General features: G+C 65.5%; 22 protein-coding genes. 8 read left to right on the top strand and 14 right to left on the bottom strand.

The window, feature by feature from the left end:
• Positions 1 to 24: 24 nt before the first annotated feature.
• The 6 genes from LH19_RS03265 to LH19_RS03240 are packed head-to-tail and all read right to left on the bottom strand — an operon-like array spanning position 25 to position 6,277.
• Positions 25 to 1,803, bottom strand: coding sequence for an SLC13 family permease (locus tag LH19_RS03265; RefSeq protein ID WP_054724901.1), 1,779 nt, complete (start codon positions 1,801 to 1,803; stop codon positions 25 to 27).
• Positions 1,804 to 1,824: 21 nt separating this feature from the next.
• Entirely contained in the window at positions 1,825 to 2,901 is a 1,077-nt protein-coding gene (aroC, locus tag LH19_RS03260; RefSeq protein ID WP_054724899.1) for a chorismate synthase, read from the bottom strand.
• A 4-nt stretch (positions 2,902 to 2,905) separates the two neighbouring features.
• Positions 2,906 to 3,436: a GNAT family N-acetyltransferase gene (locus tag LH19_RS03255; protein ID WP_054724897.1), complete on the bottom strand. Its 531-nt coding sequence runs from the start codon at positions 3,434 to 3,436 to the stop codon at positions 2,906 to 2,908.
• Positions 3,429 to 4,256 carry an SDR family oxidoreductase gene (locus tag LH19_RS03250; RefSeq protein ID WP_054724895.1) on the bottom strand — a complete coding sequence of 276 codons (828 nt, stop codon included), beginning with the start codon at positions 4,254 to 4,256 and terminating at the stop codon, positions 3,429 to 3,431. The genes LH19_RS03255 and LH19_RS03250 overlap by 8 nt, the downstream gene beginning before the upstream one ends.
• On the bottom strand, positions 4,253 to 5,338 hold the full coding sequence (locus LH19_RS03245; protein WP_054724893.1) for a YihY/virulence factor BrkB family protein: 1,086 nt from the start codon (positions 5,336 to 5,338) through the stop codon (positions 4,253 to 4,255). The genes LH19_RS03250 and LH19_RS03245 overlap by 4 nt, the downstream gene beginning before the upstream one ends.
• 3 nt (positions 5,339 to 5,341) lie before the next feature.
• The gene (locus LH19_RS03240; RefSeq protein ID WP_054724891.1) at positions 5,342 to 6,277 is read right to left on the bottom strand and encodes a DnaJ C-terminal domain-containing protein; all 936 of its coding nucleotides are present in this window, start codon (positions 6,275 to 6,277) and stop codon (positions 5,342 to 5,344) included.
• Between the two features lie 138 nt (positions 6,278 to 6,415).
• Between LH19_RS03240 and pdxH the strand changes: the two genes are divergently transcribed.
• The 3 genes from pdxH to LH19_RS03225 all read left to right on the top strand — a co-directional run bounded on the left by pdxH (position 6,416) and on the right by LH19_RS03225 (position 9,102).
• Positions 6,416 to 6,994 (top strand): pyridoxamine 5'-phosphate oxidase, encoded by a 579-nt coding sequence (pdxH, locus tag LH19_RS03235; protein WP_054724888.1) that lies wholly within the window; start codon positions 6,416 to 6,418, stop codon positions 6,992 to 6,994.
• Positions 6,991 to 7,812 carry a PhzF family phenazine biosynthesis protein gene (locus tag LH19_RS03230; protein WP_054724886.1) on the top strand — a complete coding sequence of 274 codons (822 nt, stop codon included), beginning with the start codon at positions 6,991 to 6,993 and terminating at the stop codon, positions 7,810 to 7,812. Before pdxH ends, LH19_RS03230 begins: the two co-directional genes overlap by 4 nt.
• Before the next feature lie 84 nt (positions 7,813 to 7,896).
• A complete protein-coding gene (locus LH19_RS03225; RefSeq protein WP_054724884.1) occupies positions 7,897 to 9,102 on the top strand; it encodes a cation:proton antiporter in 1,206 nt (401 codons plus the stop codon).
• Between the two features lie 24 nt (positions 9,103 to 9,126).
• On the opposite strand, the gene LH19_RS03220 is transcribed toward LH19_RS03225, so the two are convergent.
• Complete coding sequence (locus LH19_RS03220; protein ID WP_054724883.1) at positions 9,127 to 10,284, bottom strand: serine hydrolase domain-containing protein; 1,158 nt, start codon at positions 10,282 to 10,284, stop codon at positions 9,127 to 9,129.
• On the opposite strand from LH19_RS03220, the gene LH19_RS29150 reads away from it, so the two are divergent.
• Positions 10,283 to 10,723: a hypothetical protein gene (locus LH19_RS29150; protein WP_234716067.1), complete on the top strand. Its 441-nt coding sequence runs from the start codon at positions 10,283 to 10,285 to the stop codon at positions 10,721 to 10,723. The genes LH19_RS03220 and LH19_RS29150 overlap by 2 nt on opposite strands.
• On the opposite strand, the gene LH19_RS03210 is transcribed toward LH19_RS29150, so the two are convergent.
• The gene (locus tag LH19_RS03210) at positions 10,720 to 10,974 is read right to left on the bottom strand and encodes a hypothetical protein (protein ID WP_054724881.1); all 255 of its coding nucleotides are present in this window, start codon (positions 10,972 to 10,974) and stop codon (positions 10,720 to 10,722) included. The genes LH19_RS29150 and LH19_RS03210 overlap by 4 nt on opposite strands.
• Positions 10,975 to 10,977: 3 nt before the next feature.
• Positions 10,978 to 11,736: an AraC family transcriptional regulator gene (locus tag LH19_RS03205; RefSeq protein ID WP_145923332.1), complete on the bottom strand. Its 759-nt coding sequence runs from the start codon at positions 11,734 to 11,736 to the stop codon at positions 10,978 to 10,980.
• 313 nt (positions 11,737 to 12,049) lie between these two features.
• Between LH19_RS03205 and LH19_RS03195 the strand changes: the two genes are divergently transcribed.
• Positions 12,050 to 12,823, top strand: coding sequence for an SDR family oxidoreductase (locus LH19_RS03195; protein ID WP_054724874.1), 774 nt, complete (start codon positions 12,050 to 12,052; stop codon positions 12,821 to 12,823).
• A gap of 27 nt (positions 12,824 to 12,850) precedes the next feature.
• Here LH19_RS03195 and LH19_RS03190 read toward each other — a convergent pair whose 3' ends face one another.
• The 5 genes from LH19_RS03190 to LH19_RS03170 form a co-directional block, all read right to left on the bottom strand.
• A complete protein-coding gene (locus LH19_RS03190) occupies positions 12,851 to 13,774 on the bottom strand; it encodes an alpha/beta fold hydrolase (RefSeq protein ID WP_054724872.1) in 924 nt (307 codons plus the stop codon).
• Positions 13,775 to 13,855: 81 nt separating this feature from the next.
• Positions 13,856 to 14,308: a hypothetical protein gene (locus LH19_RS03185; RefSeq protein WP_054724870.1), complete on the bottom strand. Its 453-nt coding sequence runs from the start codon at positions 14,306 to 14,308 to the stop codon at positions 13,856 to 13,858.
• Positions 14,305 to 15,189 (bottom strand): pirin family protein, encoded by an 885-nt coding sequence (locus LH19_RS03180; protein WP_054724868.1) that lies wholly within the window; start codon positions 15,187 to 15,189, stop codon positions 14,305 to 14,307. The genes LH19_RS03185 and LH19_RS03180 overlap by 4 nt, the downstream gene beginning before the upstream one ends.
• 24 nt (positions 15,190 to 15,213) lie before the next feature.
• A complete protein-coding gene (locus tag LH19_RS03175; RefSeq protein WP_054724866.1) occupies positions 15,214 to 15,582 on the bottom strand; it encodes a DUF2200 domain-containing protein in 369 nt (122 codons plus the stop codon).
• An 11-nt stretch (positions 15,583 to 15,593) separates the two neighbouring features.
• Positions 15,594 to 15,872 (bottom strand): BolA family protein, encoded by a 279-nt coding sequence (locus LH19_RS03170; protein ID WP_054724864.1) that lies wholly within the window; start codon positions 15,870 to 15,872, stop codon positions 15,594 to 15,596.
• A 28-nt stretch (positions 15,873 to 15,900) separates the two neighbouring features.
• On the opposite strand from LH19_RS03170, the gene LH19_RS03165 reads away from it, so the two are divergent.
• From LH19_RS03165 to cobS, 3 genes are all read left to right on the top strand, one after another.
• A complete protein-coding gene (locus LH19_RS03165) occupies positions 15,901 to 16,491 on the top strand; it encodes a J domain-containing protein (RefSeq protein WP_054724862.1) in 591 nt (196 codons plus the stop codon).
• 10 nt (positions 16,492 to 16,501) lie between these two features.
• Positions 16,502 to 16,939 carry an ester cyclase gene (locus tag LH19_RS03160; RefSeq protein WP_054724860.1) on the top strand — a complete coding sequence of 146 codons (438 nt, stop codon included), beginning with the start codon at positions 16,502 to 16,504 and terminating at the stop codon, positions 16,937 to 16,939.
• A gap of 108 nt (positions 16,940 to 17,047) precedes the next feature.
• Complete coding sequence (gene cobS, locus LH19_RS03155) at positions 17,048 to 18,037, top strand: cobaltochelatase subunit CobS (protein ID WP_054724858.1); 990 nt, start codon at positions 17,048 to 17,050, stop codon at positions 18,035 to 18,037.
• Position 18,038: the final 1 nt, after the last annotated feature.

Below are 18,038 nucleotides of genomic sequence, written 5' to 3'. Positions count from 1 at the left end.
ATCGCCTGTTGCCGAACGGGCGGATCAGGGCGTCCAGAAGCTCAGCGCGACAACCCCGGCGGTGCCGGTCAATATGTTGAGCGGCACGCCGACACGAACGAAGTCCATGAAACGATAGTCGCCGGCGGCATAGACGAGCGTGTTCGTCTGATAGCCGACCGGGGTCGCGAAGCACGCCGATGCGCCGAGCATCAACGCGATGAGCAACGGTTGCGGCGCGATGCCGGTTGCCTCTGCAATCCCGATCACCAGCGGCCCCATCAGCGCGGCGACGGCGTTGTTGCTGAGCAGTTCGGACAGCAGCAGCGCGGAAAAATAGACGATCGCGATCACCATCCATTGCGGCGCGTGGATCAGCACCGGTTCAAGCGCCCCGACCATCAGCGAGACCGACCCCGCCTGTTCGAGCGCCGCGCCGACCGCGAGCATCGCGAAGATGAGGATCAGCACGTCGCCGTCGATGCTGCCCCACGCCTCCGAAGCGTCGATACAGCGCGTGAGCAGCACGATGCCGACGCCGATGAACGCGGCGATACCGATCGACATCACCCCGGTCGCCGACAACAGCACCGCGCTCGCCATCACAAGGATCGCAATCCACGCGCGGCGGCGGCGGAAGGCGGTCACCGACGCCATCGCGAGCCCGATCAAATTGGGATTGTCGCGGAGTTGCGCGACGTTCGGGTCGTCGGCCTCGATCAGCAAGCGGTCGGCGGCACGGATACGATTTTCGGATAGCGTCGGACCAGGGAGATGGCGAAAGCGCGTCACCCCGAGGATGCGGACACGTTGCCGCTGGAGAAACGGAATTTCGGCGAGGGGGCGGTCGATCGAGCCATGGCTGGGCGATACCGTCACTTCGACTACGGTTGCCCCCGCTTCGGTCCCGTCGCCGATGCCGATCGCGAAACGCCCCTCGCTGCGCAAAGTCATCAATGCGGCGCCATCGAGCCGCGCCACGATCCGGTTCCCCGCCACGAGACGGTGATGCTGCGCGTCGCTGCCGGTGATCAGCCGCCCGCCGGCAATGACGCCGACGATTTGCCCCGCGGCGACGCCAAGGTTCGCTGCCTCCAGCGCCATATCGACGGCGGGGTCATTCTCGCCAAGCCCCAGTTCGGTGAGGTAAAGTTGCTGCTCGCCGTCGGCCTTCTCGGCGATACGGGGGTAGTCGGACGGCAGGAAGCGCGCCATGACGAGCAGCCCGAGCACCCCCGCCGCCGCGACGGCGAGGCCATAGGGCGTGATGCTGAACAGGCTGAAACGCCCCAGCCCCGCCTGCTCCGCGATCCCCGCAACGACAAGGTTGGTCGACGTGCCGATCAAGGTCAGGCAGCCGCCGAGCACCGCGATCACCGATAGCGGCATCAGCAGCTTCTTGGGCGAGATGCCGAGCGCCTCGGCAAGCCGGAAGCAGACCGGCATCATGACGACGACGAACGGCGTGCTGTTGATGAAGCCCGATACGAGCAGGCCGCCTCCAAACACTTCGATCACGGCGAGCCGCGGATGCCGTTTCGCCCGGTCGACGACATAATTACCGACCTTGTCGATCACCCCCGTGCGGATCAGCGCCCCCGACAGGATAAACATCGCGCCGACAGTGAGCGGCGCGCTGTTCGAAAAGACGCCATAGGCCCCCTTTTCGTCGAGCAGGCCGAGCGCGAGCATCGTGCCCGCCCCCGCGACCGCGACGACCGACGGCGAAAAGCGTTCCCAGACGAAGGCCGCGAACATGCCGGCGAGGACCAACAGGCCGATCACCGCCTTATGCTCCGCGATGAAAGGGGCAACAGCCTCCATCAGCTCATCAGCCGCATGTCATCAGCCGCACTGGGCCCGGTGCAGCAATTTGTGATCGGCGAGGACCAGCGCCATCATGGCTTCGACCACCGGCGCGCCGCGGATGCCGACGCACGGATCATGACGCCCCTTGGTGACGATGTCGGTCGCCTCGCCCGCCTTGTTGATCGTCGGCACGGGGGTCAGGATCGAACTGGTCGGCTTGAACGCGACGCGGACAACGACCGGCTGGCCGGTCGAAATGCCGCCCGCGATGCCGCCGGCATTGTTCGACAGGAAATCGGGGCGATTGCTGCCGTCGGTGGCGGGGCGCATCGGGTCGGCATTTTCCTCGCCGCGCAGCCGGGCTGCCGTGAAACCCGCGCCGATCTCGACGCCTTTAACGGCGTTGATGCCCATCATCGCTGCGGCAAGGTCGCTGTCGAGCTTGGCATAGATGGGGGCGCCCCAGCCGGCGGGCACCCCGCTCGCCGCGCATTCGATCACCGCGCCCAGCGAACTGCCCGACTTGCGCGCGGCGTCCATCAGTCCTTCCCAGCGCTGCGCCGCGGCGGGATCGGGGCAGAAAAAGGGGTTGCGATCAATTTCTTCGAGATCGAAGTTGGCGGGATCGATCGCATCGCCGCCGATTTCGGCGACCCATGCGTGGATCTGCACCTCGGGGATCACCAGCCGCGCGACGCCGCCCGCCGCGACGCGCGCCGCGGTTTCGCGCGCGCTCGACCGCCCGCCGCCGCGATAGTCGCGGATGCCGTATTTGGCGTCATAGGCATAATCGGCGTGGCCGGGGCGATAGGCCTGCGCGATGTCGCCATAATCCTTCGACCGCTGGTCGACATTCTCGATCATCAGGCTGATCGGCGTGCCGGTGGTCTTGCCCTCGAACACGCCCGACAGGATACGCACCTGATCGGGTTCCTGCCGCTGCGTCGTGTGGCGCGACTGGCCGGGACGGCGCTTGTCGAGGAACGGCTGGATGTCGGCTTCGGAGAGCGACAGGCGCGGCGGGCAGCCGTCGACGACGGCGCCGAGCGCGGGGCCATGGCTTTCCCCCCATGTCGTGAAGCGAAGAACGCGTCCGAAGCTGTTGAAACTCATCGCCTTACCCCATCCGGCCAAATGCGGGCGCATAATCCGCGCGCCCGCCTAGCGGCCAAGCCGCGTCCGAGTCCAGCATCATCGCCATGAAATGCGGCCCGGCAAAGGGCGAAGCGAAGCGCGCGGCGAGGTCCGGCGAATAGCCGAAGCGCGGATAATAGGCCTCGTGACCGAGAACGAAGCTGATCGTCACGCCCTGCCCGCGGAGCACCTCCAGCCCGGCGCGGATCAGCGCATCGCCGATGCCCCGCCGCTGGAAAGCCGGCGCAACCGAGACCGGCGCGAGCCCCGCCGCGGACAGGGCGGCACCGTCGGCGTCGACATCCATGCGGCTGAACAGCACATGCCCGATGATCGCGCCGCCGCTTTCGGCGACCAGCGAAACGAGCGTATCGCCGTCTTCGCCCACCATCCGCACAAGGTCCGCCTCCCCCTGATGACCGAATTCGGTCTCCGCGAAGGCCGCCCGGATCACCCCATCGATCGCCTCGGCATCCTCCGCACGTGCGGGTCGGATGACGAGGCCGTCAGGCAAGCGCGATGTCCGGCGCGTCTTCCTGCTTCATCCCGACCGTGTGGTAACCCGCATCGACATGGTGCGTTTCGCCGGTGACGCCCGCCGAAAGGTCGCTGAGCAGATAGAGCGCCGAGCCGCCGACGTCGTCGATCGTGACGTTGCGACGCAGCGGCGCATTATGCTCGTTCCACTTCAGGATCAGGCGGAAATCGCCGATCCCCGATGCCGCCAGCGTCTTGATCGGACCGGCCGAGATCGCGTTCACACGCACCCCCTGCGGGCCATAGTCGTTGGCGAGATATTTGACGCTGGTTTCGAGCGCCGATTTGGCGACGCCCATGACGTTGTAATGCGGGATCACCTTTTCGGCGCCATAATAGCTGAGGGTCAGCAGCGAGCCGCCGCCCGCGCCCGTTTCAGGATCGAACGGCGTCATCATCGCCGCGGCGCGCTTGGCGACCGCGGTGAAGCTGTAGACGCTGATGTTCATCGTCATCAGAAAGTCTTCGAGCGTGACATCGGCATAGTGGCCGCGCAGCGCCTCCTTGTTCGTATAGCCGATGGCGTGGACGACGAAGTCGATCGTCGGCCAGCGCGCGGCCAGCGTGGTGAAGGCCGCGTCGAGATTGTCCATGTCTGCAACGTCGCAATCGATCAGGAAATCGCAGCCAAGCTGGTCGGCAAGCGGCTTCACCCGCTTTTCCATCACTTCGCCCTGATAGCTGATCGCAAGCTCGGCACCCGCGCCGTGCAGCGCCTTGGCAATGCCCCAGGCAAGCGATTTATCGTTCGCGAGGCCCATGATCAGCCCGCGCTTGCCCTTCATCAGACCTGTCATTTTTCTTCTCCGGCCTTTTTGGCTTCAATAATGATGTCGTCGACGCGCCCAATAGCGTCGTGGCCCAAATCCTCAACCTCTACCAAAGCGGCGTTGAGTTCGGCGCCCATCACCATACCCAATCCGACGAGGTAGAAAAAGAACAGCGCGATCATGACACCCGCGAGGCTGCCGTAAGTTGCGTCATAGCTGAGCAGGCTGGCGAGCAGCGGCGGCAGCGCCAGCGTCACGGCGATCCACCAGAGCGTCGTGAACAGCGCCCCGGGCCATTTCGGGCAATTCTTCAGGCGACGGTATTTCGACGGCGTCAGGCTGTAGAACAGCATGTAGATGGCGAGGAACAGGCCGAAACCCGACACGCCGCGGGAAATGAGCACGATCCCGACCGACTGGAAACGTTCCGGCAGCACGCGCGTCACGAACTGTTCGACGCCGACGATCAGCACCTGCATGCTGAACGACAGCAGCATCAGCACGACCGCGCCGGTGATGATGCCGATCGACAGCAGCCGGTAATGGAAAAAGCCCTTGCTGAAGTGCGTGCCATAGGCGCGGCGGAGGATGTCGCGCACCGTTTCGATCAGGCTGCCCACGGTCCATAGCGCGACGAGCGCACCGAGCCACAGGAAAATGCCGGTACGCGCGGTCATCACCTCGCGGATCGGCCCCGACAGCGCCTTGGCGACCGTCGGCGGCATCGTCGAGAACACCGCCTCGATCGCCGCCTCGCCCCCGCTGCTGCCGCCGAAGATGCTGAGCGCGGCAGCGAGCAGGATGAAGAAGGGAAAGAGCGCGATGAGCGCCAGATAGGCAAGATTGCCGGCGTGGATGAAGCCGTCGGTATAGGTGCCGACGACGACGCGGCGCGCGACCCGGAAGATGCGGGTTCCGGGACCGAGCGTTTCGCGGCCGCGATGGATCAGCCCTTCGGCGCGGGCGCGCAATTTGACCCGTTTGGCGCGTTCGGCGCGGGCTTCGGGCGAGTGCGGCGAATGGCCTTCGGCGAGAAATTCCTTGCCGACCTCTTCGGCAACCTCGCGCTCGAGCGCGGCGACGATCTTCTTTTCCGCCGGCTCAGCCACGCATCACACACCGAGTTCCGCGCGCACCGGACGGGGGTCGGTCCATTCGCTGACCAGCTTGACCAGCGCATCGTCGTCGGCGGGCAGGTCGACCATCAACCGCACGAGCTGATCGCCGCGGCCGCCGCTCTTCTGGCTGAAGCCCTTGCCCTTGAGGCGCATCACCTTGCCCGAGGTCGATCCCGCGGGAATCGACAGCATCACCGGGCCGTCGACCGTCGGCACCTTGACCTTGGCACCATTGACCGCCTCGCCCAGTGTCACCGGCAGGTCGAGGCGGATATTGGCGCCCTCGCGGACGAAGAAGGGATGATCCTTGACGGTGATCGTAACGATGCCGTCGCCATGGCCGCCGGGCCCCGGCTGCCCCTTGCCTGCGAGGCGCATCTGCGTGCCGGTTTCGACGCCGGCGGGCAATTTGAGGTCGATCGTACCGCCGTCGGCGAGCGTGATGCGCTGCGGCGCCTGCGTCGCGGCATCGATGAAGGATACCGACAGGCGATAGGCGACATTGGCGCCCTTCGGCGGCGCTGCGCCCCGGCCGCCGAAGCCGCCGAACGGGCCGCCGCCGCCGCCACCGCCGCGACCGCCGAACAAGCCCTCGAAGATGTCGCCAAAGTCGGCGCCATCATTTCCGAAGCCGCCGAAACCACCCTGCTGACCGCGCGGATCGCCGCGAAAACCGCCGCCTCCGCCATAGCCGAACGGCATCGCCGGATTGCCATCGGCGTCGATCTCGCCGCGATCGAACTGCGCGCGTTTGGTCTTGTCGGAAAGCAGGTCGTAGGCCCGGGTGACGTCCGAAAACTTTTCCGACGCCTTCGGATTGTCCTTGTTCTTGTCGGGATGCAATTCCTTGGCGAGCTTGCGATAGGCGGATTTGATCTCCGCTTCGCTGGCGCTCTTCGCGACGCCGAGGGTGGAATAGGGGTCTGCCATATGTCTTCTGTAGCCCGATAAGTGATTGGCCGGGAAGGCCCGATTGCGCGCGCCATGTGGGAACATCGCAGCAGAGGGTCAAGTTCCCGCCGATGATCGCGCTTTCACTAGATCAAGGCGCACGATAGAAGCGCCCGCATGACGACCGATCCTTTCGCCCTGTTCGACAACTGGTACGCCGAAGCCCGAGCGAACGAGCCCAACGACGCAAACGCGATGGCGCTCGCGACGACAACCGCCGACGGACACCCGTCGCTGCGCATGGTGCTGCTGAAGGGTCATGGCCCCGACGGGTTCGTTTTCTACACCAATCTCGACAGCCGCAAGGGCGGCGAACTCGCGGCCAATCCGCACGTCGCGCTGCTCTTTCACTGGAAATCGTTGCGCCGCCAGATCCGCATCGAGGGGCCGGTCGCGCCGGTCGACGATGCCACCGCCGACGCCTATTTCGCGACGCGCGGCCGCGATTCGCAGCTTGGCGCCTGGGCGAGCGACCAGTCACGCCCGCTGGGCAGCCGCGAGACGTTCGAAGCGCGCTTCGCCGAAATGGCGGCGCGGTTCGACGGACAGGACGTGCCGCGCCCGCCGCGCTGGTCGGGCTGGCGCGTCACGACCGAGCGCATCGAATTTTGGCAGGACCGCGCGCATCGCCTGCACGAACGCACGCTGTTCGTGCGCGAGGGCGCGGGCTGGACGAAAGGATATCTCTACCCATGAGCGCATCACGCCGATTGCCGATCACCCGCGTCGACGCCTTCGCCGACCGCCCGTTCACCGGCAATCCGGCCGCGGTGATGCCGCTCGACGAATGGCTTTCCGACGATCTGCTGCAGGCGATCGCGGCCGAAAACAATCTCGCCGAAACCGCCTTCCTGATCCCCGACGAAAGCGGCGAAGCCGATTACGAGCTGCGCTGGTTCACCCCGGGGGTCGAGGTGGCGCTGTGCGGCCATGCCACGCTGGCGAGCGGCCATGTGCTGCTGTCGGCAGCGCCGTGGCGCAACGACATGGTGTTTCGCACCCGCAAGGCCGGTCTGCTCCGCGTCGCGCGCGACGGCGAAGACGAAGGCTATAAAATGGCCCTGCCCGCCTATCCGCCGGCGCCGAAGGCAATGCCCGACATCATCCGCGCGATGGGCGGCGACGTCCTTGAGACGCTATGGCACGACGGCGGCTATGCCCTGATCGTCTATCCCGATGCCGCCAGCGTCCGCGCGCTCGAACCCGACCTGCGCGCGCTGAAGGCGGGCGGCGACATCCTCTATATTGCGACGGCGCCGGGCACGGGCGACGCGTCGGGCGCCGACGTCGTCAGCCGGGCCTTCGCGCCGGGCGCGGGAATCGACGAGGACCCGGTCACCGGGTCGGCGCACAGCGTGTTGACCCCCTATTGGTCGGCGCGGCTGCGCCGCGACAGCTTCGCAGCCTATCAGGCGAGCGCCCGCGGCGGGCATGTCGGCTGCCGGATGGATGGCGAGCAGGTCGAGCTGACGGGCAATTGCGTCACAACTCTGGTCGGCGACTTTCTCCTATAAGCCTCCCAAGCTGCGGGGTTCGCTATAAAGAGAACGTTCACAATAATGCTTGTCCGGGTGCCCGGCAGGGGTTAGCCTTTGCCCATGGGGTTTCTGATCGATCTGGCCTGCTTTCTGCTCGTGCCCGTTATCTGCTGGCGCCTCGTCCGCGGCGCTGTGCCCATGGCGGTGTTGCCGATCCTGACCGGACTCGCCGTGGCGATCGCGGCGGATCGTTTCGGCTTCGACAAGTCGGTTCTCGGGCCGTCGAAATGGGGCGAAACGATCGGATGGTTCGGGGTGCTGATACTCGCGTTCAGCGCAGGACTCGAAACCCGGATCACCGCAAATCCCGGGCCAAGGCCCGGTGGCCGGGTGGTAACCACCGCGCTGGTCGGCGTTGCTTTGCCGTTCGCGGTCGGTTTCGTCGTCATCCTGTCGGGCGCGATGAACATGGTGCTCGCCCAGCCGGCGGGGGTTTCAAGCCTGCTGTCGGCGAGCGCGATCGGGCTGTGCCTTGCGGTCAGCGCCTTGCCGGTGCTCGTCGGAATCGTCCGCGAATTGCCGATGGAAGATCGGCCGCTCGGCAATTTATCGCTTCGCATTGCGGCGCTCGACGACGCAATCCTGTGGATCGGACTCGCTGCATTGCTGTTCCTGCACAAGGGCGAAGCGGATTCGCTGTTTGCCGGCGGCCTGCCGCAAGCCGGGGCGATCGCCGTCTTCGCGGCGATGATCGCGGTTCGCAGACGGTTTGTCGACCGGCTGCCCGACCATATGCTGATCAGCGGCGCGCTCGGCATCGCCTATCTTGCAGCGGGTGCCTGGGCGACGAGCATGCTCGGCCTGCACGAATTGCTCGGCGCCTATTTCACCGGCATGCTGGCGCCGCGGCAGCTCGCGGAACGATTGCACCCGGAAGCGCTCGGCAAGCTGGCTCTGTTCGGCCTGTCGCCGCTGTTTTTCGCGCATCGCGGACTGAGCATCGACGGCGCAGTCGTAACTGCGGAAGCGCTCGGCGCGGCGCTGGCCCTGCTATTGCTCGCGGGCCTGTCCAAGGTGGCGGCGGTGCATATCGCGCCGCCCGCGGCGGACATGCAGATGACCGAGCGTACCCGGCTGGGCCTGTTGCTTCAGTGCAAGGGCCTGATGGAAATCGTCGCCGCAACAATCCTCGTGCAGGCGGGGCTGATCACGCCGACGGTCTTTGCGGTGCTGGTAACGCTGGCGCTGATATCGACGACCCTGACCGTGCCGTTGTTTCGCTCTGTCTCCCGGGCTCGCGCGATGCAGCGGAAACCCGCCGGCTGATCTGCCGACGGGGCGACGATCGAATCAGAGCGCGGCCGTCAAATCCGCCAGATGCCGGCGCAACGCCGGGAACTGGTCGTCGCGGGTGATGCCCAGCCGCACGATCGTCACCCGCTGCGACGGCGAGACGATGATATATTGCCCCTGATGCCCGATGCAGGCGAACAGGTCGTTCGGACCGCGATCGGGCCACAGTGCCGCGTCGGCGCCGGCTGGGCGGCGGCGGTTGAGCCAGATATGCCCGCCATAGCCCGCGTCGTTCGCCGACGGCGACAGCATGAAGTTCATCCAGGTTTCGGGTAGCAGCCGCTGGCCGTTCACGACGCCGTGATTGCGCAGGAACTCGCCGAACCTGGCATAGTCGCGCGCCGTCGCGTGCATGATCGAGCCGCCGATCATGGTGCCCTTCGCATCGAATTCGGGAGTCAGGCTGGTCATGCCGAGCGGTTCGGCAAGACGGCCCTGAATAAACTCGCGCACCGCATCGCGCCGGGCCGCGGGATTTTGCGAAGGGGTCAGCGTGTCGGCCAATATGTCGGCGAGGATGACGCTGGTCGCCGAACTATAGTTGAAAACCTCGCCCGGCTGTGCCGCCGCAGGCTTGGCTTCGGCAAAGGCGGCCATGTCCCCCGCGCCGCCACCGAACAGCATCGCGACCGTGTCGCCGTCCCAGACCGGATCGCCGTTTTCGATGTGCTCGAGCCCCGACGACATATGGAGAAGATGCTTGAGCGTGATCGCACCGCGCGGATCGCCGCTGCGCTGCCACGCCGCGACCGGGGCGGGGCCGTCGAGCGACAACTGCCCGTCGGAGACGAGGAAACCGGTGAGCACGGCGGTAATGCTCTTTGCCATCGACCAGCTGATCAGCTTGCTGTCCGGGCCGAAGCCCGCACCATAGCGTTCGTAGATCGGCTCGCCGTCGCGGAGCACGTACAGCGCGCGGGTTTCCCCCACATCTTCCGCATCGACGAACAGCGCATCGGCCCGGGCCTTGATCGCGGGATCGAGGGAGGGAAGCGCCTGCGAGGCTTCGACCGGCGCGACATCGTCGAGCGACGCGCCGAGTCTCGGTGCTGGCGATGCGGGAGCGATAGCGCCCTGCCCCGCCGCGTGCGTCAGCGACCAGCCCCCCAGCATCACGAGCGCGGCACTTGCCAGCATGGCTTTTTTCGTGATCATGGCTGCGGTGACTAACACCAACCCACCGGGCACGGCAACGCCCGACCCAGTACCGCCCGCACCGACACCTTCGGCCCCGCCGCCAGAGGTGCCGAAGAAGCTGCGCGGCAGGCCGCGGCAGAGCCGCTGGGGCGGATGCCTGCCGTGGGTGCTGATCCTGCTCGCGCTGATGACGGTCTTCTCAATCTGGAAGTTCCCGTCGTTCAAGGCGCAGGCCGAACTCGGCTCCGCCTATGCCGCGCGAGTCGGTTGCTCGTGCCGCTATGTCCAGGGCCGCAGCCTCGAAAGCTGCCAGAGCGATTTCGAGCCGGGGATGGAGATGGTCTCGCTGGCCGAAGACCCGGCGACGAAGACGATCACCGGCAGCGTGCCGCTGCTCGCTTCGCGCAGCGCGCGCTTTGCCGGTGCGAACGGCTGCCTGCTCAATCCCGCCGATTAGCGCCGATTAGCGCCGAGACGCGCCGCGCCCAACGCGATCGCTGCCGGAACGCCGAAGACGAGCAAGCCGATCACCGATTCCTCGGCCCAGCCATAGCCCGCGTAGAGCACCCCGACGAGCAGGTTGCCGATCGACGCGATCAACCATAACGAAAGGAACAGGCGGGTCGCACGCCGTGCGTCGCGGACGGCGAGGCGCAAGACGATCAGCAGGGCAAGCCCCGCGAGCAGCATGACAGCCGTGTGTGACATTCGTCAGGCCTCCCCCTCGGTCATGATAGCCGAAGCGGAGCTGCGGCGCCATTGTCCCGGCGACATGCCGAGCTTGCGACGAAACGCCGCGCACAGATGCGCATGACTGGAGAAGCCGGTAGCGAAGGCAATTTCGGCGACCGTCAGCGGCCGGTGCATCAGGAACCAGCATGCCCGACGGAGCCGCTGGTGCAGCACATATTGCGCCGGCGTGCGCCCTGTCGCACGCGTGAAATGGACGATCAGGCTATTCACCGACATGCCCGCACGCGCCGCCATCTCGCGCGATGTCAGCGGCGCTTCGAGTCGCGTCTGAATGAACGCCAGCAGATCATCGATCCGCCGTGCGATGGCGCGCGGTTCGGCTGGCGACGTCATGCCGCCCAAGGTTTCGGCAAGCATCGCGACCAGCGCATCGGCAGCTTCGGCGTCGCCCGCCGCCAGTGCGCGAACGAGCGCAGCCATCGCGGGATCGTGATAGCCGGCGAGCGCCCGCGCGGCCGGTGGAACAGCCAATCGTTCGGACGGAATTTCGACCTCGATATAACGCACACCGCCGCCCTGCGCCGTCGCGCGATAGCTATGCCCGGCGGGCGCCAGCCATATCTCGCCCGGCAATGGGTCGCCGAGCGACGTTCGGCGGCCGTCGAGCCAGGTTTCCAGCCAGTGATAGCTTCCCGCCTCGTGCAGGATCAGCGCATGAACGTCGCGTTCGATCGTCCAGCTGCCAGGGCCCTCGATCCGCTTGACGATCGATGCCACCCTCAGTCCGCCCACTTCCATTACGCGACTATGGCAAGTGTGGGAGAATCTGAAAGCCTGCAATATTGGCGGCTTTTATGGTTAACTCGCGCCTTCAATTCCCGACGTGGACTAGGGAATTGGGGCAAGGATTTGGTGGACCCCGTCCACCGGAAACCGACCCCTCCCGGCGGGCAGCGCCAACCCCGTTGCCCGCCACTTTTTCCGGTCACCGTTTTGCCATATCCTCGCGGGCGCCGCCTGCCTGGTCAGGCTCGCGGTCCGGGTCAATCGCAAGGAAAGTTCTCCTTTCCTGATATTCGGGAAGATGATCATGGCTGACCATAATATCGCAGGAAAAGCGGTTCTCATCGCCGGCGGCGGCAAGAACCTCGGCGGGTTGATTGCGCGCGACTTCGCCTTGCAGGGAGCGCGTGCCGTCTACGTCCACTACAACAGCGAAGCGTCGCGCGCGGAGGCCGAGGAAACGGTCGCCGCAATCGAAGCGGCGGGCGCGAAGGGCCACGCCATGCAAGCCGATCTGACCTCGGCGAGCGCCATGGAAAAACTGTTCGCCAGCGCGAAGGACGCGATGGGCGGCATCGACATTGCGATCAACACGATCGGCAAGGTGCTGAAAAAGCCGATGGTCGATATCAGCGAAGCCGAGTTCGACGCGATGAGCGCGGTCAATTCGAAATCGGCCTTTTTCTTCCTGAAGGAGGCCGGAAAGCATGTCAGCGACAATGGCAAAGTCTGCACGCTCGTGACGTCGCTGCTCGGCGCCTATACGCCTTTCTACTCCAGCTACGCCGGTACCAAGGCACCGGTCGAACATTATACGCGCGCGGCGTCGAAGGAATTCGGCGAACGGGGCATTTCGGTAACCGCGATCGGACCGGGGCCGATGGATACGCCCTTCTTCTACCCGGCCGAGGGCGAAGACGCGGTCGCCTATCATAAGACCGCAGCGGCGCTGTCCCCCTTTTCGAAGACCGGCCTCACCGATATCGAGGATATCGTGCCGTGGATCCGCTTCCTCGTTACCGACGGCTGGTGGATGACCGGTCAGACCGTGCTGGTGAACGGTGGTTACACGACGAAATGACGGCGCCGGCCGGGCGCCGGTGCCGCGTCAGCTTTGCGCAAGAAAGTCGTCCATCGCCGTATTGACGGCGTCCGGCGCCTCCCACGGCACGAAATGGCCGCATCCGGGAACCTCGACGATCGTGGCATCAGGGACCAGTTCTTCGATGCCGTCGAGATTGCACGGCGGCAGCGCGACATCGTCGAGCGCCCAGATCACCAGCGTCGGGATGGCGAGCTTGGGGAAAGGCATGGCAGGCGGCTCGGCATAAGGTTCGTCCATCGCCGGCACGGTGACTGCCGACCCGCGATACCAGTTGATCATCGCGCGGCACGTGTCGCGATCTTCCCAATCCTTGAGCGACCGGGCGATCTCGTCGGGCGGCTGGATGCCCCCGCTCGGTACCTTGTCGGCGAAGGCGTGCGCGAGGAGCCCGGCGATGCCGTGCGCCTCGATGATCGCGTCGCTCGCGGGATCGCGAAAGGTGCGGATATACTGGCTCGCGGCGCGCTGGTCGGGGTTGGTCAACAACAATTTCTGGAAGATCGCCGGGTTCGGCGCGTTGGCGATCACCGCGCGCGTCACGCGGCCCGACCATGCCGGAAACAGTCCGTCCGGCTGGCCGCCGAGCGCAACGCCCCACGCGATCGCGCCGCCCCAGTCGTGGCCGACGATCGTGAATGTCCCGACGCCCAGCGCATCGGCGAGCGCAAAGATGTCGGCGATCAGCTTGTCACCGGAATAGGAAGCAGCATCCTGCGGCTTCGACGAGCCGCGATAGCCACGCTGATCGGGCGCGATACAGCGGAAGCGATCGGCAAAATGCGGGAGCTGGTAGCGCCAGGTACGGTGCGACTCGGGGAAACCGTGAAGGAAGATCAGCGCGGGGGCTTCCTTTGGCCCCATATCGACGACGTCGAGTTCGATCCCGGTCGAAAGCGCCACCCGCCGCTGTTCGAAATCGCCGATCATATTCCGCTCCTTTTGGTTTCTTTTCAAAACCAATCTGGCGGCGATCGCTTCGGCTGGCAAGCCGCAACGCCGAAGGATTCACTATTCGGGCGGCGTCATGTTCGTTTCGTCGGTCGGCAGCGTCTTGAAGATCGGCCATTCGCGCATGTCGCCGCCGCGGCTGCAGCGATACGATGCCAATTCCCTCTCGCCGCGCATCACGATCAGCCCGCCATAATGGCTTTCGGGCGTCGAAGCCTCCTCGGTCATCCCCGCGCTCGGAGCGGACCAGTGGGCGTAGACGACATAATTATATTCGCCGTTCACGAAGCGGAGCGTCTGATCCTCGGCGCGCGGATAGAGCGTGCGGTGATAGAATACGCGGTTGCTCGCGGCATTCGCGACGAGGCGGAGTTCGGTCTTTGTCGCGGTGCCATACCGATAGATGAGCGCGCCGCCCGCTTCGGCGATCACCAACTGCTTCGCCCCGAAACTGCACGCAAATATCGGCTCGGGCGGCGGCGGCGTCATCGCCAGCGCAAGCAGCAGGCTCACGGATAGCTCACAGTCTTGGGCACTTCGGGAAGCGGGATGAACTCCTCGCTGTCACCGGGGACGAGCGGGAATTTGCCTTCCTTCCAGTCGTGCTTGGCCTGATTGATCCGGTCGCGCGACGAGCTGACGAAATTCCACCAGACATGCCGCGGCGTCGCGAAAGCCTCGCCGCCGAGCAGCATCACCCGCGCGTCGCTGTCGGCGCGCAGCGTCATCGCCTGCCCCGGTTTCAGGATATAGAGGCTGTAACGGTCGAGCGCTTCGCCATCGAGGCTGGCGTCGCCGAGCGCGACGAGCACTGCGCGCTCGTCGGCCTCCGCCTCGATCGGGATCGACGCCCCTGCGTTCATCAGGATATCGGCGTAGATGGTCGCCGCATGCTGGGTGATCGGCGAGGTCGCACCCCAAAGGCTGCCCATGATGACACGCGCCGACACGCCGCCGTCCTCGATCAGCGGCAAATCGTCTTTCGCGACATGCTCGAACGCGGCGTCGATCTCTTCCTTGCCGTCGGGCAGCGCGAGCCAGGTCTGCATTCCCGAGATCGGCGATCCGGTCGCGCGCTCGGCGGCGGGCGTGCGTTCCGAATGGACGATACCGCTGCCCGCGGTCATCAGATTGCACGCGCCGGGGCGGATCGTCGCATAGGTGCCGAGGTTGTCACGGTGATCGATCGCGCCCTCGAACAGATAGGTCACTGTCGCGAGGTTGATGTGCGGATGCGGGCGCACATCCATGCCCTTGCCGATGTCGAAATGCGCCGGGCCGAACTGGTCGACGAAAATGAAGGGTCCGACCATCGTCCGCGCCTTGTTGGGCAGCGTCCGCCGCACCTCGAAGGCGCCGAGGTCGTGGGTCGAGGGAGTGATGATTTCGAACATCGGCTATCCTTTTGGCGTGGTTGCTCAGGGCTTGCCGGGATCGGCGGCGCGCAGGATCTTCTCCATTGCCTTGCCCTTCGCGAGTTCGTCGATCAGCTTGTCGAGGTAGCGGATCTCGCGCATCAGCGGTTCGGCAATCTCTTCGACGCGAATGCCGCAGATCACGCCCTTGATCTGGTCGCGCGCCGCATTCATCGCGGGCGCGTCGCCGAAAAACCCCCTAAGGTCGGTCTTGGCGGCAATCTGATCGTCGAGTTGCTGCTGGCTGTATCCGGTCAGCCAGCGGATAATCTGGTCGACCTCCGCCTGGGTGCGCCCCTTGCGCTCGGCCTTGGTGACATAGTGCGGATAGACGCTCGCAAAGCTGTATTTATAGACACGATGCTCGTCCACGTCCGCTCCTCCTATTCGCCCGGCGCCGTCGCCTTGATCGCGAGCGCGTGGACGCGCTGCCCTGGGAGGTCGCCGAGCGCCTTGTTCACCGCGCGCTGGCGCGCGACGCGATTCTGCCCTGCGAATCCCGGCCACTCGATGGCGAGACTGAAATGCGATTCGCCCGATCCGTCGTCGCCCGAATGGCCGTGATGGCTGGCGCTGTCGTTGCTGAGAATGAATTTCGCGTCGGGAAAAGCCGCCGTCAGCAGCTCCTCCATCTCGCGTTGCACTGGACCTTTTTCGCTCATGCCCCCATGTTGGGGAGGAAAGAACAGCATGACAAGCCCCAGGTCCAACCGATTCCACGGCCGCGTCCCGCGCGAAGCCGCTTGCGCCGTTCCCGGGTGCGAGGAACCCGGCGAATTTCGCGCGCCCGCCTCACCGCACCGCTCGCCCGACGGGCCGCCGCCGTACCGCTGGCTGTGCCTCGACCATGTGCGCGAACATAATGCGGGTTATAATTATTTCGACGGCATGACCGCCGACCAGATCATGGCGGCACAATCGCCCACCGCCGGCTGGGAAACCGAAAGCCGCGCCTTTCGCGCCGCGGGCAGCGCCGACCTGCCGCCGCGCTGGGCCGATTTCAGGGATCCGATGGACGCCTTGGGCGCGCGTTTCCGCCAGCGCATGGACGAGGCGCGGCGCGAGGCCGCCAATCCCGGCCTGTCGCGCGAAGAACATGACGCGATGCAGCTGCTTGGCCTGCCCGCCGACGCCGACCGTGCGGCGCTGCGGCGGCGATACAGCGAACTCGTCCGCAAATATCATCCCGACCGGAATGGCGGCGATCGCAGTTTCGAAACGCGGCTGGGCGAGGTAGTTCAGGCGTATCAATTGCTGCGCAAGACGAAGGCCTTTGCATAGGAGAGGAACGATGACCGATCTCGATGAGGCAAGGATCGAAGTGGTGCGCCGGCACATGGCGCTCGAGATCACGCACGACTGGGACGGCGTTCTCGCGACCTTCGAGCATCCGCGCTACGAGTTGATGGGCCCCGGCACCATCTTCGACGGCGAGACGGCGGTCCGTTCCTATTTCGCTTCGTCGCGCGAGCCATTTCCCGATCAGGCGAACGAGGTGATCGCGATCGCCGCCGATGCCGATACCGACACGGTGCTGGTCGAATTCTGGCTGACCGGCACCCACCTCGGCCCGCTGCGCCTCGGCGTGCGGACGATCGAGCCGACCGGCAAGGCGTTCCGTATCCGCATGGCGGCGAGCTTCCAGTTCGCACCCGGCAGCGACAAGATCGTCTGCGAACGTCCCTATTACGACCAGTCGGCGGTGATGAAGGCGCTCGGCCTCCTGTAGGATATCGCCACGAAAGGCGTTGCAAGCCGCAACCCATGGCGATACCGCGACAGCCGAAGCGCCGCCCGGCGGCGACTCTCTCCCGTACGCACTCGCTGGACCTTTGCCATGACCGATATTCCGAACAGCCTTCCCGACCACCACGGCTCGACGCTCCTTTCGGCGCCCGATACCGAGGTCGATGCGCGCGAGGTGTTCGGCGTCGATATCGACATGAAGGTCCCCGCGTTCAGCGAGGCCGACGAGCGCGTCCCCGACCTCGATCCGGCGTATGTCTTCGACGGCGACACGACGCTCGCGATCCTTGCGGGCTTCAAATATAACCGCCGCGTGATGGTGCAGGGCTATCACGGCACCGGCAAGTCGACCCACATCGAACAGGTCGCGGCGCGGCTCAAATGGCCGTGCATCCGCGTCAACCTCGACGCGCATATCAGCCGCATCGACCTCGTCGGCCGCGACGCGATCGTGCTGAAGGACGGCCAGCAGGTCACCGAATTCCGCGAAGGCCTGCTCCCTTGGGCGCTGCAGACCCCGACCGCGCTCGTCTTCGACGAATATGACGCGGGGCGTCCCGACGTGATGTTCGTGATCCAGCGCGTGTTGGAGACCGAAGGCAAGCTGACCCTGCTCGACCAGAACCGGGTCATCCGCCCGAACCCGCATTTCCGCCTCTTCTCGACCGCGAACACCGTCGGGCTCGGCGACACGAGCGGGCTCTATCACGGGACGCAGCAGATCAACCAGGGCCAGATGGACCGCTGGAACATTGTCGTGACGCTGAACTATCTGCCCGCGGCGACCGAAAGCGCGATCATCCTCGCCAAGGTGCCGAACACCGACGAGACGACCGTCGCCAATATGGTCAAGGTCGCCGACCTGACCCGTCAGGGCTTCATCAACGGCGATATCTCGACCGTGATGTCGCCGCGCACGGTGATCAGCTGGGCGCAGAATGCCGCGATCTTCAACAATCTCGGCTTCGCCTTCCGCCTCACCTTCCTCAACAAATGCGACGAGGCCGAGCGGATGATCGTCGCCGAATATTATCAGCGCGTGTTCGGCGAAGACCTGCCCGAAAGCGTGATCGGCAAATAAC

It is taken from the genome of Sphingopyxis macrogoltabida, assembly GCF_001314325.1.
Lineage (GTDB): Bacteria > Pseudomonadota > Alphaproteobacteria > Sphingomonadales > Sphingomonadaceae > Sphingopyxis > Sphingopyxis macrogoltabida.
Note: the sequence above shows the minus strand (reverse complement) of the source record. Positions and strands in the feature narration are given on the sequence as shown.